Annotated in this window: 18 protein-coding genes; 8 read left to right on the top strand and 10 right to left on the bottom strand. The window is 55.9% G+C overall.

The genetic code is table 11. The features are described 5' to 3' along the window. Positions 1–70: 70 nt before the first annotated feature. On the bottom strand, positions 71–982 hold the full coding sequence (locus tag QMX84_RS12880; RefSeq protein ID WP_262126775.1) for a LysR family transcriptional regulator: 912 nt from the start codon (positions 980–982) through the stop codon (positions 71–73). 250 nt (positions 983–1,232) lie between these two features. On the opposite strand from QMX84_RS12880, the gene QMX84_RS12885 reads away from it, so the two are divergent. Continuing rightward, complete coding sequence (locus tag QMX84_RS12885) at positions 1,233–2,648, top strand: cytosine permease (RefSeq protein WP_278937875.1); 1,416 nt, start codon at positions 1,233–1,235, stop codon at positions 2,646–2,648. Between the two features lie 231 nt (positions 2,649–2,879). Further along, a complete protein-coding gene (locus tag QMX84_RS12890) occupies positions 2,880–3,236 on the top strand; it encodes a DUF488 family protein (RefSeq protein WP_262126773.1) in 357 nt (118 codons plus the stop codon). A gap of 43 nt (positions 3,237–3,279) precedes the next feature. Here the strand turns inward: QMX84_RS12890 and QMX84_RS12895 are convergent, their stop codons facing one another. The 5 genes from QMX84_RS12895 to QMX84_RS12915 form a co-directional block, all read right to left on the bottom strand. After that, entirely contained in the window at positions 3,280–3,504 is a 225-nt protein-coding gene (locus QMX84_RS12895) for a hypothetical protein (protein ID WP_048369307.1), read from the bottom strand. Between the two features lie 114 nt (positions 3,505–3,618). Further along, positions 3,619–4,410, bottom strand: a complete 792-nt coding sequence (locus QMX84_RS12900) for a hypothetical protein (RefSeq protein WP_047294703.1) — start codon at positions 4,408–4,410, stop codon at positions 3,619–3,621. Positions 4,411–4,595: 185 nt separating this feature from the next. Then, positions 4,596–5,045, bottom strand: a complete 450-nt coding sequence (locus QMX84_RS12905; RefSeq protein WP_048369308.1) for a glycine zipper 2TM domain-containing protein — start codon at positions 5,043–5,045, stop codon at positions 4,596–4,598. Between the two features lie 131 nt (positions 5,046–5,176). Further along, positions 5,177–6,136 (bottom strand): tetratricopeptide repeat protein, encoded by a 960-nt coding sequence (locus QMX84_RS12910; RefSeq protein ID WP_262126771.1) that lies wholly within the window; start codon positions 6,134–6,136, stop codon positions 5,177–5,179. After that, on the bottom strand, positions 6,133–7,326 hold the full coding sequence (locus tag QMX84_RS12915; protein WP_282363963.1) for a retropepsin-like aspartic protease: 1,194 nt from the start codon (positions 7,324–7,326) through the stop codon (positions 6,133–6,135). The genes QMX84_RS12910 and QMX84_RS12915 overlap by 4 nt, the downstream gene beginning before the upstream one ends. Before the next feature lie 237 nt (positions 7,327–7,563). Between QMX84_RS12915 and QMX84_RS12920 the strand changes: the two genes are divergently transcribed. Together QMX84_RS12920 and QMX84_RS12925 are read left to right on the top strand one after the other, a co-directional pair. Beyond that, entirely contained in the window at positions 7,564–7,773 is a 210-nt protein-coding gene (locus QMX84_RS12920; protein ID WP_082148698.1) for a hypothetical protein, read from the top strand. Positions 7,774–7,793: 20 nt separating this feature from the next. Then, on the top strand, positions 7,794–8,000 hold the full coding sequence (locus tag QMX84_RS12925) for a hypothetical protein (protein WP_262126769.1): 207 nt from the start codon (positions 7,794–7,796) through the stop codon (positions 7,998–8,000). A 153-nt stretch (positions 8,001–8,153) separates the two neighbouring features. On the opposite strand, the gene QMX84_RS12930 is transcribed toward QMX84_RS12925, so the two are convergent. Beyond that, entirely contained in the window at positions 8,154–8,618 is a 465-nt protein-coding gene (locus QMX84_RS12930) for a nuclear transport factor 2 family protein (RefSeq protein ID WP_262126768.1), read from the bottom strand. Between the two features lie 95 nt (positions 8,619–8,713). Here QMX84_RS12930 and QMX84_RS12935 point away from each other — a divergent pair, with 95 nt between their 5' ends. The 3 genes from QMX84_RS12935 (at position 8,714) to QMX84_RS12945 (ending at position 11,016) form a co-directional block, all read left to right on the top strand. Then, positions 8,714–9,127 (top strand): helix-turn-helix domain-containing protein, encoded by a 414-nt coding sequence (locus tag QMX84_RS12935; protein WP_048369313.1) that lies wholly within the window; start codon positions 8,714–8,716, stop codon positions 9,125–9,127. 49 nt (positions 9,128–9,176) lie between these two features. Then, entirely contained in the window at positions 9,177–10,103 is a 927-nt protein-coding gene (locus tag QMX84_RS12940; protein WP_282363964.1) for a LysR family transcriptional regulator, read from the top strand. Between the two features lie 157 nt (positions 10,104–10,260). Continuing rightward, positions 10,261–11,016, top strand: a complete 756-nt coding sequence (locus tag QMX84_RS12945; protein ID WP_282363965.1) for an SDR family oxidoreductase — start codon at positions 10,261–10,263, stop codon at positions 11,014–11,016. A gap of 70 nt (positions 11,017–11,086) precedes the next feature. Here the strand turns inward: QMX84_RS12945 and QMX84_RS12950 are convergent, their stop codons facing one another. Then, positions 11,087–11,836 carry a glucose 1-dehydrogenase gene (locus QMX84_RS12950; protein ID WP_282363966.1) on the bottom strand — a complete coding sequence of 250 codons (750 nt, stop codon included), beginning with the start codon at positions 11,834–11,836 and terminating at the stop codon, positions 11,087–11,089. 204 nt (positions 11,837–12,040) lie between these two features. Here QMX84_RS12950 and QMX84_RS12955 point away from each other — a divergent pair, with 204 nt between their 5' ends. Beyond that, on the top strand, positions 12,041–12,934 hold the full coding sequence (locus QMX84_RS12955) for an AraC family transcriptional regulator (RefSeq protein ID WP_262126829.1): 894 nt from the start codon (positions 12,041–12,043) through the stop codon (positions 12,932–12,934). Positions 12,935–12,950: 16 nt separating this feature from the next. Here the strand turns inward: QMX84_RS12955 and QMX84_RS12960 are convergent, their stop codons facing one another. Further along, complete coding sequence (locus QMX84_RS12960) at positions 12,951–13,925, bottom strand: saccharopine dehydrogenase NADP-binding domain-containing protein (protein ID WP_262126764.1); 975 nt, start codon at positions 13,923–13,925, stop codon at positions 12,951–12,953. Continuing rightward, a complete protein-coding gene (locus QMX84_RS12965; protein ID WP_153334664.1) occupies positions 13,922–14,323 on the bottom strand; it encodes a VOC family protein in 402 nt (133 codons plus the stop codon). The genes QMX84_RS12960 and QMX84_RS12965 overlap by 4 nt, the downstream gene beginning before the upstream one ends. Between the last annotated feature and the right edge of the window lie 6 nt (positions 14,324–14,329).

Raw genomic sequence — 14,329 nt, forward strand, 5'->3', positions numbered from 1 at the left:
AGCTTGCCTCGCGATCTTTTAAAGATCAAAAGATCGCGAGGCAAGCTCGCTCCTACAGGTCCAGGCAGGGTTAGCTGAGGACTCTGGCCAGTTCTTCGCGGCAATAATCGACAAACAATTGCACCGGTTTGGTCAGCGGCGCCCGGCGCAGCCAGACGGCTGAAAGCCCGGAGCCGGTGACGGTTTCGGCCAAGGGGATGCTCACCAGTTTCTGCCCGTCGTAGGTGTATTCGGTGAAGGGTTTGGTGACTAGAATCGAGAACCCGAACCCCCTGCCGACCATGCCCCGCACCATCTCGATCGACGGCGAGCTGAAGACGATGTTCGGGGTCAGTCCACGCTCTTCGAAGATGCTCACGAAGTAGGTCCGGCTCGGCAGTACGTCTAGCAAAATCATCGGTTCCAGTACCAGGTCGGCCAATGACACTTTGGCCTGCTGCGCAAAGCGGTGGTCTGCCGGTAACAGCGCGTAGGGCTGCTGCGGCGGCATCAATGGCGTGGTTTCGATACTGCCGCCCAGGTCGTGTTCGAAAAGCATGGCCATGTCGATGCTGCCGGCGGTCAGCGCCTGCACCAGCTCTTGCTGCTCGCCATCGCGAATGCGGATTTCCACCCCCGGCCAACGCTTTTTGAACCCCGCAATCAGACGCGGCAAGTACAGCGGCGCGACGGTCTCGAAGCAGCCGATGTCGATCTGGCCCGACACCACATCATTATCCGCCAGGGCGTTTTGCTCAAATTCATGGGCCACGCGAAGCAATTCCTGCGCCTTGCGATAAAACCGCGCGCCGCTGGGCGTCAACGAAACGCCTTGGGCGTGGTGACGAATAAACAGCTGCACACCAAAGCTGTCTTCCAGCTGCTTGATGGCGGTAGACACCGAAGGCTGGGCGATATAAAGCTTGCGTGACGCCTCTGCGACACTCCCGCATTCGGCCGTGGTAATAAAATATTTGAGTTGGCGCAGGTTGTAGGCAGCCATCCGGACCTCGATAAACGTGGGGTTTCGCCCCAAACAAGTGCAGAAAAAAGCCAATTTTTTCAGCGTTGACGGTGTATGCAACATACCGGAGCAAAAAAAGACATGAGCTATATTTTTTAAGGTCTATAGCAACAAACTTACTAATTTACCTGCTTGCCACCATTACAGATGATCACTCCAACAACAAAGCGCTGCCCTGAAAGCGCACTGCGAAGTACGCCCACGTACTCTTCCTGCCTTGGAGTTCATCATGGTCACCACTGCAACATCCTCCGCCCCACTCATCGAAAAGCACACGATTGGCTACGTGCCCCCGGAAGATCGCCATGGAAAGGTAAGAGACCTCTTCACCCTGTGGTTCGGCGGTAATATCGCGCCGTTGCCGATTGTGACCGGCGCACTGGGTGTACAACTGTTCCACCTGAATCTGGTATGGGGCATCGTCGCCATATTGGTCGGTCACTTGCTGGGCGGCGTGCTGATGGCGCTGCACTCGGCCCAAGGCCCGCAAATGGGCATCCCGCAAATGATCCAGAGCCGCGCCCAGTTCGGTTCTCTCGGCGCGTTGCTGGTGGTGGTGATCGCCGGCGTGATGTACATCGGCTTCTTTGCTTCCAACATCGTGCTTGCCGGTAAGTCCCTGCATGGTGTGGTCGATTCGGTGCCCGTCCCGGTCGGTATTGTGATCGGCGCAATCGGCTCCGGGATCATCGGCATCATCGGCTACCGCTTTATCCACGTGCTCAACCGCATCGGCACCTGGGTGCTGGGCGCCGGTATCGTGCTGGGGTTTGGCTATATCTTCACCCACGTCCAGACCACGGACTTTCTGACCCGCGGCGAGTTCAACATCTCCGGCTGGCTGGCCACTGTGTCGCTGGCGGCCCTGTGGCAGATCGCGTTTGCCCCGTACGTGTCTGACTACTCGCGCTACCTCCCGGCGGATGTGCCGGTGGCGTCTACCTTCTGGGCCACTTACATGGGCTCGGTGCTGGGTTCCAGCCTGTCCTTCATCTTTGGTGCGGTGGCGGTGCTCGCAACGCCGGTCGGGATGGACACCATGGACGCCGTAAAACTCGCCACCGGTGCGATTGGCCCGTTGATGCTGGTGCTGTTTCTGCTCAGCGTGATCAGCCACAACGCCCTTAACCTGTACGGCGCCGTGCTGTCGCTTATCACCCTGATTCAGACCTTTGCTTATCGCTGGATTCCAACGGCCAAAAGCCGTGCGCTGATTTCCACCGTGGTATTGGCGGCATGTGCGATTGCGGCGGTCTTCGCCTCGAAAGACTTTATCGGCCATTTCGTCGACATGGTGCTGGTGCTGTTGGTGGTCCTGGTGCCGTGGACGGCGATCAACCTGATCGATTTTTACGCGATTCACAAAGGCAAATACGACATCGCTTCGATCTTCCGCGTCGACGGTGGCATTTATGGCCGCTACAACCCGCAGGCATTGCTGGCCTACGCCATCGGCATTGCGGTGCAGATCCCGTTTATGAACACTCCGCTGTACGTCGGTCCGATCTCCGCACACCTCGACGGGGCGGATTTGTCCTGGATCGTAGGGCTGCTGGTGACGTCGCCGCTGTACTACTGGCTGGCGAGCCGGGACAGTGCGTATAAGCGCCGAATGAACGAATCGAAACTGGTGGGTAGCGTCTGATTAAAGGCCCGGCTTTTAAGCGCTGACGATGTATAAGGCTGCTATGGGATGCGAAAGCACTCATCGCAGCCTTCGTGCCTTGGCAGCGACTACAGGGTTTGGTGACAACAGTTGCCATTGGAAGACCCTGCATGCGAGCGTGGAGACTGTACATACGACATGATCTACTGCACGTAAGCGCACCCTGCCCTGCTACGCTATGTGTCTTGTCGCGTGAACAGGGAGGACGCCATGAGCGTTATGTTGAAGCGGGCTTATGAACAGCCGAGTGACACGGATGGCCAGCGCATTCTGGTCGACCGGCTTTGGCCACGGGGCGTGGCCAAGGCGAAAGCCAGGATTGATCTGTGGCTCAAGGAGGTCGCGCCCAGCACCGAACTTCGCCAATGGTTCGGGCACGCACCTGAAAAATGGCCCGAGTTCAAAAAGCGTTACTGCGAAGAACTCAAGAACAACCCCGCGCTGTCGCAACTCCAGCAACAGGCGCAGCAAGGCGACATCACGCTGATTTATGCGGCCAAGGATCAATCACATAATGAGGCGGTGGTGCTCAAAGAGATGCTTGAGGGCCGCCTTTTGCTGGGTTGAGTTGCTTTTTTCTGGTGTGACAGGAATACAGCGTATGGGCGGCCTACTTACGCGATTTACCGAACATCATGCGCCAGCGATTGCGGTTGAGCAGTACCCAGCCGGTCAACTGCATGCACCCGGCCAGCACCAGACTGCGCATGAGGGCAGGCTCTGTAGGCTTTGGCCCGGTATAGATGCTGTACAGGGCGAAAAGGACACCGAGCAAGCCGAGAATGAAAAAGATCAAACCGAGGATGGTGAGGCGATGCAACTTGAGCGAGGACATGGCGTAAATCGTTAAGGACTGGAGGCGTAACGTTACCCGGTAATGGGTCTGGCTGCCAATCGGTCAGCGATTCGAGGGGGCGACTCGCTGACACGCTCAGGCAACTTCAGCCCACTAGAACGTCAGCCCTCCTTGTTCGAGGGTCAAGATCAAGGCGTTCAAGTTATCGGGGGCCACGCGTATCAAGCCTTTGCCCGGCACATCGATCTCCGCAATCATGAACAGTGCCAGCGCTGTAAAAATTGGCATGATGCACACCAACACATTGCTCCCGGACTTGCCCCGTGCATTGTAGCCAATCAAAAAGTTAGAACAGACCGCACTTAACACAAGCAGTGCCCATGCAACGACCGGTATCTGATGCCGCCAGCTAGACATGGTTTTTTGTTGGGCCACATACAACTCACTGCTTGCATTAAGCACGGTCACAATGACCGGGTTGGGGTTAACCTTCGCAAGCTTGCTGATTTGAAACCACATATAGGCTTGTTTTTTGATGGACTCCATCCGGATATCCGCGCGTTTGGCATCATCATCGGTGGCATAAAATGCAATCCGCAGGGCCAAGTATTCCTCCAGCAGTTTCTCTGCGGTTTCCTGCTGAGACTCTGTGAGCAACGTCGTGCGCTGGAATGCATTACCGATGGCGACGGCTTCATTTTCTTCGGCGGCCATGCGTGAGTTCAAACCGCTTATTGCAAAAGAAAGAATAAAACCCACCAATAAACCGAACATCGACAAGATGCAGCCTAGAACAACTTTTAGCTCATCATCGAAATCAGCATTGCGAACAGCTTTACCGCCCCATACCACCTTGCCTGCAAACGCTGCCAGGCACAAAACCAGCAGCATCGACACTAAAATCAACCACGAATACATATCAATGGGATGGAATATTGAGAGCATGTTTTTAATTTTTAAGTTGGGATTTGAACTAGGTATAGCACGCCAAAAAATCGCGCACGCATGATTTATCAGGCGCACCTGCTGCAGGAAGGAAATGAGGATTTGTGGCAGTGACTGGTTTCGCGAAAAAGCTCAGGGGCACACAGCCCCTGAGCTTTTAATATCGTGCGCCCGAACAGCGCACATCAGTTCTGTGGAATAACTCGCGCTCCGCTACCGGAGCCTTCGATGTACACGTGCATGCCGGGCGCCAAGGCCGGGTTAACCGGCTGGGTTACTGACACCAGAACACCGCTTTTCAGACGCACAATGAGCTGTTGCGCTTCACGGGGTTTGTCGTAATTTTGCTTCTCGGCGTAATTACCCCCCACAGCCCCCGCCAGCGCCCCGGCCACCATGGCCACATCACGCCCGGTGCCTGCACCGATCAAACTGCCCAAACCGGCACCCGCGATACCGCCCACAATGGCGCCAATACCACTGTCATGGTTTGACTTGACTTGCGTGAGTTCAACTTGCTCAAGCACGCCCGTACGGATTTCAAACTCCCCACCGTTATTAGATCCACCAGTGACGCAGGCGCTGAGCACTAGCGCTGCGAGGGTGATTGTTAACGTGGATATGATGCTTCTCATTGCGCACTCCCTGTTGAAAAGAAAGGTAGATTCAAACCCGAATGAGCGTAGCACATGGTTTTCGCAGGTTCGGGTGGATGTGTGCATAGTGGGTAGGCGTGTTTTGGCGGGATGTTATGGGGGCTGACAGGCTATTGTTTGAAGAGAATTCCGTCACGTTGCCTGCCCAGCTCAATGTTCTTGGCGAGTTCATCCTGCCATTGTTTTTTCTGCTGATCCGTTGTCAGGTCCGGGTCCAGTTTCCCACTTTCGGTGAGGTTTGCGGCACGTTGCGCCGCCGATGGAATCTTGTCAGCGCTGAGTCGGTACCACTTGTAGGCCTTGGCCATATCAGCGGAAACGCCATAACCCTTTTCATACATGTAACCTAGATTGGCCTGTGCCATCGGGTCGTTGGCGAGTGCCGCGATTTCATACCAGCGAAAGGCAGCCTTGAGATCCTTGGTCTTTCCGTTACCCATTGCATAACATTTCCCTGCCTGGAAGGCTCCTTGCGCCAATCCTGCCTCACCTGCTCGCTCATAGAAATCACAGGCCTTGTACATCGACGCATCGGTAAGGATCTTGCGCTCATTGAGCGAGCCCAACTGTAATAACGCCTTTGCATAGCCAGCTGCGGCTGCGAGATTGTAGAGTTCGAGAAACTTCTGCTCAGAAAACTCAACTCCAAGTTCATGCTGGTACATAAAACCCAGGTTGTAGGTAGCTTCCGGATTTTTCTGCCTGACTGCTGCTTCCAGGTAGGTCTTGGCCAGGTCGAGGTTTTGCTCGATATCGCCACCGGCCAGATACAGGGCGCCCAAGGTTGCGTTGGCCCGCTCATAATTCTTGGCCGCCAGCGCTTTCCAGATGTCCAGCGCGCCGGGAACATCCTTGGGCGTGCCTCTGCCCGTCAGCTTAAGACCCGCCAGCATGTGCCTGGCCGCCAATTCATCGGGATTCGCAGCCAGTTGCTGAGCCATGGTGAACGCAGTGTCATAGCGCCCTGCCGAATACTCGGCGCGAGCATCCTCAATCGTTAATGCACTGGCAGAGGTATGCAGAACAACCAGTGCAAACAAGCACGGGAGCAGTGTCTTAAGTGGTTTCATATCAAACACGCCCTTGCAGATTTAACGTTGTAAACCAAGTGGTAGTGAGAGAAGCCCCTCCAGCCCAACACATAGGGTGCAGGTAGCTTGCGAGTCGCCGAAAAGATCGCAGGCATTCGGATTGTTTTATTACCCGCCCCCACCTCGACCTCGGCACTGTAAGGTTGCTCGTAAGCCGCCCCGCGTGCGTCGTTGACGACACCACTGGATGTGATGTCCCGCACAGCACCTTGCGGCATGATCGCAGTCGCCAGATAGTCGCCCGAGTACCCGGAATCCAGTGCCACGATCGTACTTTTGCCATCCACTTTGGCGATGAAGTACAAGAATTGGTTAAAGCGCATGAAATCGCTGTTCAGGAACACCCTTGCTCGACACTCTTTTTCCAGGTTTGCAAGTTCATGAGCAGACAGGTTGATGGCAATACGCTCCGGCGAGAGATACAAACTGTCGAATCGCGAGATCATATCCAGACCAATAAGCGTCATTTGTCCTCCAACCAACACCACAACATCGCGCATCTGCGTATTGCCGATCTTCAGTTCCTTGATCTGATACAAAGCCGCCTTCACTTTGCCAGCCCGATAATAAGTGCCTATCTCGGCGTCATAGTGCAGGGGCGTTAACTCAAGTTGCCTTGCATCCTGTTCGCTGATAAGGGTGACACTGGCACCGGTATCAAGTGCGCCGCTTACCTTCTGCCCATTTATTTCGATATCGACAACAGGCTTTGTGCTGTCTTGCAAAAAGCCCTCGCTCTCCGTACTCAAGGCAATATTGGTTTCAGCTTGGCTGATTAATCGCGTAGGCGATAAGGCTGCCAACTTTTCGAATAGAGCAACAGGAACGAGCTGAAACAACTGATTCTTTGCACGAGTATCAAGCGTTGCGAAAATACCGCGCAGATCATCGAATCTACCGTCACTGATCGCATTGGCGCTGACCAACAGCAGGCAACCCGACTTTAAACTGTCCTCTACATGCTCACAGGGCGACCCTTGGGCGCGGTCAGCTCGTTTTCTTATCAGCGCCCTCTCCAGTATCAATGCCGATACAACATCCCCACCCTTGCGTTCGGCTATCTTGGCGATGACTTCTTTTCGCGGGTAGGCCAACGCGACGGCAATCTCCTGCAACCCCTCTGCCAAAGCCGTCTGTGCCTGCAAGACCATGCACACGATCACTACCACTCGCTGAATCACCCTTATCACCACCCTCCTGGTCGTTTGATGTTGCGCCGGCCATTGCTTCACCGCATATCGGATTCATCCTACAACTGGATTTTTACAATTTAAGTGTCCAGCGAAATCACGCACGCAGGCCTGCGCATAACCTCATTACCACTGGGATACATAACGGGGCTGGCAAGCCAGGTGGATCAATGATAGTTAGATGGCTGCCCATCCAGAACTGCAGAAGTTGTGACAATGCCGAAGAAACAAACTGCAACATCTGCAGCCGCTACTGCTGCAGATATCGAGCGCTCCATTTTGACACTCAATAAAATGGCAGAACGTTTATGGGGCGATGGCAGAGAGACCGAGGCTAAAGCACTGCTTGAAGCACTTGATGCATTAAACCGGGCGTTAGACAGAATCCGCATTGGCGAGAGCCGCCGTGTTGTGACTCTCCACTGAACACAGCAGGAACCCACCCCATGAACAAGCCTTCAGGTAACGAGGGAATAGCCAGAGCCTCCGAAAACCTTTATGACCACGGCCAGAGGATGCGCGTCAAAGCCTGGCGACTGATTCAGGCAGGTGATAGCGAAGAAGCGCAGAAGCTACTGTCCATGGCCAATATGTGTGATCGGTCGCTGGTGCCGATGCTTTCGGGTAATGAGATGGCCTGGAAGCGGGAGTGAGGGATGGATGCGTGGCTTGGCCGGGCAACTCACCGGGTCTTAAACCATCATTCAGTCATTGTGGGGGGGCAGTAAACCCCACGGCGTGCCGTGAGGCTGTATGCCGACATCAACCAGTATTATCGCTGGCCGAAAAGCCTGAGCCCCTCGCTGTTAGATGCCCATGAGCACTGAGGGGTCGCCCGTGCGCCACACGTTGTCGACCGTCACCCGTTGAATACTCCAGACCTCACCGAGTCTGACCAAATTGATGTCGTAGCGGTTCTTCATCAAGTAGTGGCGCGCAGGATCGCTTTTAAGCACATGCTGTGCCTCCACCAATGCATCAAGATGTGCCGTGTCGCCCGCGATTGTCACTCGGGGATTGCTGACCGAATGGGTCGTATCAACTTGGCTTAGCGAACTGGATAACGCGCCAACGATGACGTCCCGACCTTCAAGCACCGGATATTCAAAGCCAGCCTTGGCTGCAGCAGGCCTGAAGTCGGAAACAGCATCCTGTGTGAAAGCCGAGCGAAGCAATGCTTCGTCACGCAAATCAATGCCAGCAGCGAAGCGGTAAAGAGTGTCAACGACAGCGAGATGATCGACTGTGTTTGTTTGATAGAGGGATGACATGGGCAACTCCGGATAGGTAGAAGTCCAATGGTATATTTTGTATACCTAATATCAATTACGCACTTTGAAGCTATCAGGTATACCCAAGGAAACCCATGCGCGAAACCACCGCTCAAACCGCAGCACACTCAGGCTCTGCATCCCCGGACCGAGGCGTAGATTGCTCCAGCCGCTTTCTACTCGATCAGATCGCTGACAAGTGGTCGGTGCTAATTCTCGCAGCGCTGTGCGAGAAACCATTGAGATTCAATGAGCTTAAACGGTGCCTGGACGGGATCACCCAAAAAGCCTTGACCCAGGCGCTGAGACGTCTGGAGCGCAATGGCATATTGGCAAGACGTGTCATTCCCTCCTCGCAGGTGGCGGTTGAATACAGCATCACCCCACTGGGCAGGACACTTGAACACCCCTTCAACGCCCTGTATCTCTGGACGCTCGACCACTTGGCTGCGGTCATGCAGGCCCAGGCTGATTTCGACTCCCGAGAAATCGAGACACTACCGACTTAAATGTTAGAGAAATGTGAGCCATCCCCCTAAGTTTTCCTGGAGCGCAGCTGTGGATCAACTTCTCGCCATACGGGTTTTCATTCGGATCACTGACGCCCGCTCGTTTGCGAAAGCAGCCGATTCGTTGAACATTCCACGCTCATCCGTCAGCAAACTGCTTCAGGACCTTGAACAACACTTGGGCACCAAGCTGATCGAACGCAGTACACGCTCATTCACTATTACCCAGGCCGGTGAAGCCTACCGGGAGCAAGCCTTGAACCTGCTCGCAGGGCTCGACGAAATGGATCTCGCCGCACGTCAGGCACGCGCCAGCCCCCGAGGCAGGCTTCGCGTGGACATTGGTTCATCGCTGGCCAATCTGGTCATTATCCCGGCACTGCCGCATTTTCATGCCCGCTACCCTGACCTGCAATTGCTGCTTGGGGTCAACGATCGCCCCGCGGATCTCATCGGCGATGGCGTCGACTGTGTCATTCGCGGAGGCGCATTACCGGACAGTTCGCTGATTGGACGCCACCTGTGCAATGCAGACTTCGTCACCTGTGCGACGCCTGATTACCTGGCCTCTTTTGGCATACCGACTCACCCACAAGCGCTTGAGCAAAACCACCGCACGATTCGCTATTTCTTTTCGAACACCGGAAAGACACTGCCGTTTCATTTCGCCAAAGGTCATGAGACATACGAGGTCAATGGTCAGCCAGCCCTCTGCGTGAGCGAGAGCACGGCACTGACCGAAGCGGTGCTGACCGGGATGGGGATCGGGCAAATTTTTCGTTTTAGCGCGCGGGCGCACCTGGCTGCCGGGCGTTTGGTGCCGTTACTTGAGGACTGGGCCCCTGCCCCCCATCCACTGCAATTGGTCTATCCGGCAGCGCGCCACCCCAGCGCAAAATTGCGTGCCTTTATCGACTGGGCAGTTGAGCTGTTCAACAACGAAAGTTGTAGCACCCAAGCCGTTGAGCGACGCTGAAGGACCCGTTGCAATACACACGTCTGATTATCCATCCAGATGAATTATGTCTCTATTTTCACGGGCTTCTGCCCTAGAGACGACGCTCCTAGACTCCCCCCAAGTTGCTGACCTGAACCCTTCAGGCCAGGCTCTTCAGGCACCAGGAGTATTCATCATGTCCGACAGACTCGACGGCAAAATCGCACTCATCACCGGCGCCACCCAAGGTATCGGCCTGGCAACCGCCAAGCTGTTCGCCGCACAAGGTGCACATGTCTACATCACCGGACGTGACGCAGAGGCGCTAAAAACGGCGCACAACGCTATCGGCGCTAACGTCACGTGCATCCAGGCAGACTCGACCCGGATGGCCGACCTTGATCATGTGTTCGAACAGATCAAAACCGAGGCGGGGCGAATCGATGTGCTGTACGCAAACGCGGGCGGTGGCACGCTACTGCCCTTGGGACAGATCAGCGAACAGCAAGTGGATGAGACGTTTGGACTGAACGTCAGAGCGCTGATCTTCACCGTCCAGAAAGCACTGCCACTGCTGGTCAGCGGTTCGTCAGTCATTCTTGCAGGATCTAGCGCCAGCATCGCGGGCACGGCGGCATTCAGCGTCTACTCTGCGTCCAAAGCGGCGGTACGTAATCTGGCTCGCAGCTGGATTCTTGACCTCAAAGGCACCGGCATCCGGGTCAATGTGTTAAGCCCGGGGCCTGTGCACACGCCTGCTTTACTGGGGTATGCGGGGGATGATCCGGCGCAGCAGCAAGGCATGATCGACTATCTGGGTACCCTCATCCCGATGGGCCGAGTCGCTGAAGCGGATGAGATCGCCAAGGCTGCTTTGTTCCTGGCGTGTGACGACTCCAGTTTCGTCAATGGCGCCGAACTCTTTGCAGACGGCGGCATGGCCCAAGCCTGATCCGGTCGTTTACCCGCCAACCGACACTTCAGGCGCACGCCAGCGTGGGCCTGAAGGTTTACCCGTCGCGCTAGTAACCGACACCGCGCACACCGCCCGCTGCGCGGATGGATTCGCCTGTCACCCAGTGCGAGTCTGCAGACGCCAGAAACACGGCCAGCGGCGCGATGTCTTCAGGCTCTGCAAAACGTCCCAGCGGAGTTCCGGCAATAAGTTTCTCACCGAACGCCCCGGCGAAATTGCCGTCGGTAGCAGGAGTGTTCGTGTGCCCCGGCAAAATCGAATTGACTCTGATGCCACGCGGCCCCAGCTCTCTGGCCAGTGCGAAGGTCAATGTATCGACCGCGCCCTTGGTTGCCGAGTACACACTCGACGCGAGGTAGGGATCAGTACTCAGAATTGAGCTGATATTGATGATGCTGCCTGTCGGCCCCAACAGTTTGACGGCCTCACGTACCGCAAGCAGGTAGCCCAGCACGTTCAGATTGAATTGTTTGTGAAAGGCCTCTTCGGTCAGGTCATCGATCATCTGAAACACCGCGACGCCGGCATTGTTGACCAAGATATCCAGGGAGCCGTACTTCGTGCGGACTGTTTCAAACAGGCGCACAACATCAGTTGCCTGACTCATGTCAGCCTGTACGGCGAAGGCTGAACCGCCGTGCTCTATGATATGGCCCACCACAACATCCGCATCGGCCTTGCTGGAGGCATAGTTGACGATGACTGTTGCGCCCTGCGCGGCCAAAGCTTTGGCGATCCCGGCACCGATGCCTTTCGATGCGCCCGTGACAACCGCTATTTTTCCTTCGAGTTTCATGACCAGCCCTTTTGACGTTACGTGACAGAAGGCTTCGGTGCAGTCAGGCGATATACTACCGCAAGGCATCGAGCCGCTTGCCATCAGTATTCGGGCATTGAAGCCGCCGAGGTTTGCCGGTTAGTCGCACATACTTGCCTATTCTTATCAGTTGGCTTGCTATGCCCCGGGGTTTGGCTCACGGTGGAAGGCATGGAAAAACCAATGGCAGAACTGCGCAGCATCGTGATGCGCGCGCAAGACAAGTGGACCGATACCGGATTGCCCCGCGTGGCGATGGTGCGGGCCGAGGCCTGTGCAAACCAGGTTTATCAACCGATGCTGCATTTGGTGCTTCAGGGCACCAAGACCCTGTCAATCGGGGAAGAAGTTTACAGTTACTCGCCAGGCCACTATTTCCTGGTGCCTGTCGATGTGCCCGCTACGGGTCAGATTCACGCAAATGCAGTGGATCAACCCTATCTCGCGGTCAGCCTGACTCTGGACATCGAGGTGATCGCTGCGCTGTTGATGGACGAAGGCAAAACGCCAAGGGCGGCGCAAAGCGCATGTTTCGAGGGCGTGCTTGCACCCGCGCACATGATCGACGCATGGCTGCGCATGATGCGGCTCATGGATCACCCGTATGAGGCTGCGATTCTGGCGCCTATGATTGAGCGCGAAATTTTGTTCCGCGCGTTACAGGGGCCACTAGGGGGGATTCTTCGAGATGTCGCGCGGCCGGATGGCCGGATGATGCAGATCCGCCGTGTCACCCAATGGATTCGCGATCACTACACCGAACCTTTTCGGGTAGAGCCGCTGGCCGTGATGGCAGACATGAGCGTGGCCGCCTTCTACCGGCACTTCAAATCGGTAACGGCCATGACCCCGATTCAGTATCAGAAGCGCCTGCGTTTGTTGAGGGCGCGATGGTTGTTGCTGTTCGACACACTAGATGCAACATCCATCGCCTACACCGTTGGGTATGAAAGCGCCTCTCAATTCAACCGGGAGTACGCGCGCCTGTATGGTCTGCCACCGGCGCGGGACGCTGCGCGATTCAAGCCCTCAAGGCCCGCGAAGATTGAGAGCAAAGCGCTCGCAACAGCCTCATGAACAACTGCCCCAAGCCTTAAAAATCGGTGATCCGAGTCCCTTCGATACTCTCGGCAAAACCACTTCCAAACACCTTCGCCGGTGTTGCAAAACCCGACAGGCGCTCACCGTTCAATACCCGCCGTGCCGCTTCTACTGCCGCCAGCGGCGTGTAGGTATAGCCATTCACGGTTTCGATGACTGAGTGTGCAATGGCGCCATCGCTGCCTGTGACCTCAACTGCTGCACGGGCGCGATGCGCATCCCGCTGCTCCGGGGTGGGCCCCTCGGGCAACAGTGACAGATCGCCTTCTGGAAAAGCGTCGCCCGAAATATGCACAAACATCGCGATATTAGGGATGCCGGTCGAATGCCATCCCGTCACCAAATCACCGAAAGAGAGTGGCACGCAGAGAACCGGACCTTCACCAAAATCAAAATGACGGGGCGCCGCATCGGGTGTTGCAACGAGTTCGCCAGCGACCCTAGCGAGCACCCCCGCACCGATGATTTCGCTGACACTCATGGCTGATCCACGAGACATTGAGCCTGGCACCTGAAGTGCAATGCTCAGTGCAAAAGGCTGCTCAACACGCTTGGCCACCTGCACCGACAGCGCATCAGTTGGCACTACATCCCATCCGACGCCTGGCAACAGCATGACCTGCTGTAAAGCGGCTTCAGCGCCTAACCGTTCTGCCAAACGGTACACGTTGATCTCGGCCGTAATGTCCAGATAGTCGACTCCGGCCCTGATGCAGGCGCGCATTAATACCTCAGCCGTGTGCACAAACGGTCCCGCGAAATTGAGCAATACCGAGATGCCAGACAATGAGTTCTCGGCATCATCGGCATCGAACACACGAAACGGTACGCCCAGATGCGCTGCCAGTGCCGCCAGCCGGGTATGATTGCGCCCGGCGATTTCAAAATTCAGACCAAGCGCCTTCGCCCGCTCTGCCGCCATGCGGCCGGTGTAGCCTGTTGCTCCGTAGATCAGAAGAGTGCTCATTGGGTGTGCTGCCATTTTTTATAGACGAATTCCAGGCTGTATCCATCAGGGTCCAGCACATTGGCGGCGTAGTAATCGGGGTCGTAGTGCAAACGGGCACCAGGCGCACCATTGTCGACGGCGCCCTGCTTCATGGCTGCACTGTAGGCCGCGTCCACCTCGGCTTTATTGTTTGCAACAAAACCTACGTGAGCGGCACGCCCTTCGACGATCCCTTCGCGCAACCAGAAAAACACTCGCCCCCTGGCGCCAAAGCCTTTCAAGTCAGGATGCCCCGGCGGGCCGTCCTTACCGTCGTAGTCCAGACGCGCAGTGATACCCAACGGCGTCAACACTGCTTCGTAAAAGCGTACGGAGCGGCTGATATCGCTCACGGATAAAAAGACGTGATCCAGCATGACAAA

This window comes from Pseudomonas sp. PS01297, from assembly GCF_029959305.1.
In the GTDB taxonomy this organism is placed as follows: domain Bacteria; phylum Pseudomonadota; class Gammaproteobacteria; order Pseudomonadales; family Pseudomonadaceae; genus Aquipseudomonas; species Aquipseudomonas helleri.

Excerpts from the sequence above, each read along its gene's own strand:
- QMX84_RS12880 (WP_262126775.1), bottom strand. The coding sequence starts at position 982 with ATGGCTGCCTACAACCTGCGCCAACTCAAATATTTTATTACCACGGCC.
- QMX84_RS12885 (WP_278937875.1), top strand. The coding sequence starts at position 1,233 with ATGGTCACCACTGCAACATCCTCCGCCCCACTCATCGAAAAGCACACG.
- QMX84_RS12890 (WP_262126773.1), top strand. The coding sequence starts at position 2,880 with ATGAGCGTTATGTTGAAGCGGGCTTATGAACAGCCGAGTGACACGGAT.
- QMX84_RS12895 (WP_048369307.1), bottom strand. The coding sequence starts at position 3,504 with ATGTCCTCGCTCAAGTTGCATCGCCTCACCATCCTCGGTTTGATCTTT.
- QMX84_RS12900 (WP_047294703.1), bottom strand. The coding sequence starts at position 4,410 with ATGCTCTCAATATTCCATCCCATTGATATGTATTCGTGGTTGATTTTA.
- QMX84_RS12905 (WP_048369308.1), bottom strand. The coding sequence starts at position 5,045 with ATGAGAAGCATCATATCCACGTTAACAATCACCCTCGCAGCGCTAGTG.
- QMX84_RS12910 (WP_262126771.1), bottom strand. The coding sequence starts at position 6,136 with ATGAAACCACTTAAGACACTGCTCCCGTGCTTGTTTGCACTGGTTGTT.
- QMX84_RS12920 (WP_082148698.1), top strand. The coding sequence starts at position 7,564 with ATGCCGAAGAAACAAACTGCAACATCTGCAGCCGCTACTGCTGCAGAT.
- QMX84_RS12925 (WP_262126769.1), top strand. The coding sequence starts at position 7,794 with ATGAACAAGCCTTCAGGTAACGAGGGAATAGCCAGAGCCTCCGAAAAC.
- QMX84_RS12930 (WP_262126768.1), bottom strand. The coding sequence starts at position 8,618 with ATGTCATCCCTCTATCAAACAAACACAGTCGATCATCTCGCTGTCGTT.
- QMX84_RS12935 (WP_048369313.1), top strand. The coding sequence starts at position 8,714 with ATGCGCGAAACCACCGCTCAAACCGCAGCACACTCAGGCTCTGCATCC.
- QMX84_RS12945 (WP_282363965.1), top strand. The coding sequence starts at position 10,261 with ATGTCCGACAGACTCGACGGCAAAATCGCACTCATCACCGGCGCCACC.
- QMX84_RS12950 (WP_282363966.1), bottom strand. The coding sequence starts at position 11,836 with ATGAAACTCGAAGGAAAAATAGCGGTTGTCACGGGCGCATCGAAAGGC.
- QMX84_RS12955 (WP_262126829.1), top strand. The coding sequence starts at position 12,041 with ATGGCAGAACTGCGCAGCATCGTGATGCGCGCGCAAGACAAGTGGACC.
- QMX84_RS12960 (WP_262126764.1), bottom strand. The coding sequence starts at position 13,925 with ATGAGCACTCTTCTGATCTACGGAGCAACAGGCTACACCGGCCGCATG.
- QMX84_RS12965 (WP_153334664.1), bottom strand. The coding sequence starts at position 14,323 with ATGCTGGATCACGTCTTTTTATCCGTGAGCGATATCAGCCGCTCCGTA.